We start from the raw sequence: 4,526 nt of genomic DNA on the forward strand, positions 1-4,526 counted from the left end.
CTTATAGGTTTATTCCTAATCAATTGCAACACCCTTTAATAATTCATCGATTTCTTTAGCCATTTCCTCTGTGTAAGGAGTGAGAGAAGAAGGGTTTTTAAAGGCATCTTCTACCAAAAAATCTAAAAACATACGCAGCATTTTATTTTTGCTAATTTTTGAGCCTTGATTATTACCACTTTTTCAATAATCTAATAAAGCTTTTCGGGGAAATATAGTTTTTAGTTTTGCCATAGCTATCACTTATGCTTGTCTCATTTACCCTACTCAATAATTATAGGCTTTATTTGGCAATATTTTCTAAGGGTAAGGCTAATCCGCAGCCCCAACGTTTGAGAGAAACCCCTTCGCTGGGGAACCAAGATTCCTGCCAATTTTGCCAAGATGGTAAGGGGTTTTTTAAGCGATAAACTGTTCCTGCGGGAACTGCATAACGTCCCCTAGATAAGCGCTTAACTTTATCTTTTCCTCCGAATCGATAACGATAGGTTATTGGTCTTTCGGTGTTGAGGGTTTCTAATTGCCAATCACTGGGATTGCGAGTTGATAGGCGATTTGTTCCCCAGATTGCGGCAGTAATGAGGGCAAAATATTGACCGACATCTTGATTAAATAAAGTTTGGAGATGGCTGCTTAGTTCAAGTGATTTAACTGCCACTAGATGGGATTCCCCACCAAAGCGATACCAGCCATTTTCTAGGGGTTGATTAGCTAAATAAACTAGACAAGCATCTGGATGTAACTGGACGGCATTTTCGAGGAATAATTCCCCGGTTTTTACCTTTCTTTGCTCCTCTAACAAACGCGGATGGAGATGGGGATGATATTGCCACGGAGAACCATAGGCTTTTTGAGGATTATACCATTGGTTGATAGGAATCCAACTATCTCGATCGAATTTTCCCTCAATTTGTTTACTGTCTTTCTCTTGCCATTTTTCTTGCCATGTTAAGGTGTGTTGAATTTTTCCATTGTCGTTATTTTCTTGGTCTTGAAAATAATTTGCGAGGGGTTTTTTAGCCAAATAAATAAAGGGAGTGGGGACAAAAAAGTTATCTGGTTGTTCACTGTTTGCCCAAAAAGGGCCGGCAATTTGTAAATCGCGAATATTGGTGGGATTGCTGTGAGCAAATAGTCCCGAAACTGTGGCAGCAGTGGGGGGAAAACGATTTCCTGAACGTCCAACTAGATTTTCTGGAGACAGAAACGGACCGGCGCTACCGTAGAGAAATCCCAAAGGTTTAATTATGATCAGATGTTGCAGCATTTTTCTATGTTTAGGTGAGATGATTGGCCACTTTTGAGAGGTTAATTACCCAGTTATTTTTGTCTTGGTGAGAGGTGGTATCGATGGGTATATTTTGATTAAAATAAAGGTTAAAAACTGCATTGGCAATATCGTGATTATCATCGGTAAAAGCGCGGCGATTTTCTAAAGTTGCTATATCATTATAGAAATGTGTCCAGTTTTTTCCTTCACTGCGATCGCAATAATTATCGAGGATATCTTTTAAGTTTTCCCAGGGACAAACCCACTCTAAATAGTTACCACTGTTAAAAAGAATTCGCACCGCGAGACGATTTTTACCTTGATTTTTAGCGGATTTTTCTGCTTCTCGACATTGTTGTAATATGTCACGCTGAGGAACTCCTGAAGCTGCCCAAACAAAACCGACGCTAACAGTTATATCCTGAGAATAACCGTGTTTTGGCCAGATTTCTCGATGAAATTGATCAAACCAATATAGACAATCTTGTAGGGTTAATTTTAGTTCGGATTTTTGTGGAAACAAAACCCCGAGAAAGTCATCTCCTCCTCCATAAATAATGCGACCAAAGTTAAGATAATTTTCTAGTTCTTCTCCCCATTGTCGCATTCTTTGACTAAATTCTTTTCTTGAGGATATGGACAGATTTTTTAGGTAATTTCCCATCCCGTCACCGTCCCCTTGAAACCATCCTGTATAGGATTTTTCCTCGTAGCGATTTAGTTCCACAAATTTTTTAGGAAGTTCTAGGTTTAAAGGCTTGCCAATATCATATAATGTAATCATTCTTTTGACTAATTCGGGAATGCTAAGACGTTCGGTTTCATCGAGGATAGCATTAGAAAGTTTTTGACTTAATTGTTGATAAAATTCAGTGATTTGCTGATTTTGTTGGGAAATACTAGAATATAAAGGATGGGTTTGATCCGTCATTCCATACCAAACAATGGCATCGGAACCCGATAAGCTAGAACTTTCTCCTTGCCAATTAATTCTCGTCCAATCTCGTTGATATTTTTTCTGTTGCAGACTTTTAAACGCACAATCGATCGAGTCCTCTTGCGCCCAGAAGAATTCCCAAGTATGATTAATCCATAGGTTCCATTCTCGTCGCCAAGTATAATTGTATTGTGGTAAATTTTGTTCAATCCAAACCCGACACTTATTAACCACTTTTTGCCATGCGTCATCGAAGACTTGTTCGGCTTCTTTTTTGGGAAAATTACCCGCGATTAAGATTTGGTTGGGAGTTCCTCTTTTAACGTCAATTAAAGCGGGAGAAATAAGGCTACATTCAGGATATTTATCCGCTGCCTGACAGATAGCATCGGCAAGATAGGATAATAAAAAAGAACCACCGTATAAGTCCCTTAGTTTACGCGATTTTTCGATGAATCCTTGCACAGGAGCAAAGGTAATTACAGTATAGTTCATTTTATCTTTATTGTCCTCGATAAAGTTTAAATTCCTGAAGATTAATAAGATTTCTGTAGGTAGAATTTTCGTATTGAGTTAGGAGAATTGGCCAGTATTGTTGAACGGCCATTCCGACAAGTATTCCCAAAGTTATAGGCATGGAATAAACTAGCTTAATCTCTTGATAGTTTTTTTGTTGAGCGATGTTGATAGTTTTAAAAATTTCTCTAGAATATTGTAGCCAATCTTCATTTTTTTCAATTGTACCACTGCCTTTACTTTTCAGATAAATTAAATCGCCGTAGTTTTCAATACTCTGATCATTAAGATTAATTTTATGGGAAGAAACATCGATGGCTATAGTTACTCTATCTTGACCTTTTTCGGTGACAACACGCTCAAATTTTTCGTATTCCTTAATATCTTCTTTAAGTTTGCGATCGCTAATTTCCACCACAGGATAATAACTATCAGAAGATTTATTATATTGAAAGATTTTTACTCCTTCGGTAGCGAGAATAGTACCGACCATAATAGCGACGCTAATCGGACCGATATAGGCAAGATAAATAATAGTATTTTGGGGAGTTTTTTTCTTAAGTTTCTCTAGATTATAGCGTAGTATTTGCAGAAAAGCTCTCAGCATTTCTTGATCATAAATATCACAGGAGTAGTTAAAAATTAAGTCTGTTTCGCTAATATTGAGATACTGGTCAAGATTATTTTGATGATCTTTGTATTTATTTTCTGTTTCGATGATATTAAAAAGCGATTGCAGAGCCTTATTACTATCGGCAGGATTAGCAATTTTAATCACTATCGGTAGAGGAATCGCCTGATGTTTATAGAGGTCGTATTTCTGAGATTCTAGCCAGATACCGATGATAACTAGAGCCAAAGTAATCAGAAAAATTAGATAATATCCCTGGCCAAATTGATCGGCAATTAGTGCCAAAATAGCGGCGATGGCTAATGCTGCATTGGTGAGGGGATTAAAGATAATATTATAGGGATATTGACGCAGATTACCCAGGACATTTTTAAGAGATTTCAGCATAACTTTACTAGAGATTTAGGGCATAATATCGAGAAGACACAGAGACAATTCGGGAAAAACTGCCGAACTAATGCGCTCATAAAGACGATATAATTTTTGTTGATATTCATCACCTTCTAGCTGATAAATAGTCAAAGTAGGCTGTTTGGGTTTACCGATAAAAGAGATGCCACCCAATCCACGAAAATCGACAATCCAATATTCAGCAATACCTAAAGATGAGTATTCTTCAACTTTGCGTGCATAATCATCTTGCCAATTACTACTAACCACTTCTACCACTAATTTAATTGCTGGGGAGCTAGTTAAAATTGGTTGTTTTTCCCAGAGAGGTTCGGTGCTAAAGTCCACTTCATCCAAAATGATGACATCGGGACGTAAAGCAGTAGCTTGACCGGATTCTGGACGGAGCAAACAGTTTTTAGGAATTGTCCAGAGTAGATGTAATCGCAAGATTTCTCCCCACAGTCTTCCTGCGATTTTTCCCGCTACGGATTCCTGAGGTCCAGTGGGTTCCAAGTCTCGCAACTCCCCGTCAATTAATTGATAGCGTGGGTCATCTCCATACTGGTTTAAAAAGTCTTCAAAAGTGAATAATTTAGGAGATAGGTAGGTCATGATTTTTATCGGATTAGACCTAAAACTTGTTGTTGTTATCTATGATACTGATTGCTCGCCAGAATCGGGGGATTTTGGGGGTTAAAAAATCCTTAAAAAAAACTCCCACCCCCGCTACCCTCCCTAATCAGTAGCTAGACAATTAAGTAGGTAGGCGTTAAAAATTG

At 37.9% G+C, this 4,526-nt stretch carries 5 protein-coding genes; all 5 read right to left on the bottom strand.

Annotated features, from left to right (window positions below; translation table 11 throughout):
- Nucleotides 1-15 precede the first annotated feature (15 nt).
- A complete protein-coding gene (locus MICAI_RS27645; RefSeq protein ID WP_002757501.1) occupies nucleotides 16-141 on the bottom strand; it encodes a hypothetical protein in 126 nt (41 codons plus the stop codon).
- A gap of 142 nt (nucleotides 142-283) precedes the next feature.
- Nucleotides 284-1,267 (bottom strand): type III-B CRISPR module-associated Cmr3 family protein, encoded by a 984-nt coding sequence (locus MICAI_RS22030; RefSeq protein ID WP_008207272.1) that lies wholly within the window; start codon nucleotides 1,265-1,267, stop codon nucleotides 284-286.
- Between the two features lie 10 nt (nucleotides 1,268-1,277).
- Entirely contained in the window at nucleotides 1,278-2,702 is a 1,425-nt protein-coding gene (locus MICAI_RS22035) for a Cas10/Cmr2 second palm domain-containing protein (protein WP_008207274.1), read from the bottom strand.
- 7 nt (nucleotides 2,703-2,709) lie between these two features.
- Nucleotides 2,710-3,741: an SAVED domain-containing protein gene (locus MICAI_RS22040; RefSeq protein ID WP_008207276.1), complete on the bottom strand. Its 1,032-nt coding sequence runs from the start codon at nucleotides 3,739-3,741 to the stop codon at nucleotides 2,710-2,712.
- 15 nt (nucleotides 3,742-3,756) lie between these two features.
- The gene (locus tag MICAI_RS22045; RefSeq protein ID WP_002782192.1) at nucleotides 3,757-4,359 is read right to left on the bottom strand and encodes a Uma2 family endonuclease; all 603 of its coding nucleotides are present in this window, start codon (nucleotides 4,357-4,359) and stop codon (nucleotides 3,757-3,759) included.
- Nucleotides 4,360-4,526: the final 167 nt, after the last annotated feature.

This window comes from Microcystis sp. T1-4, from assembly GCF_000297435.1.
Taxonomy (GTDB): domain Bacteria; phylum Cyanobacteriota; class Cyanobacteriia; order Cyanobacteriales; family Microcystaceae; genus Microcystis.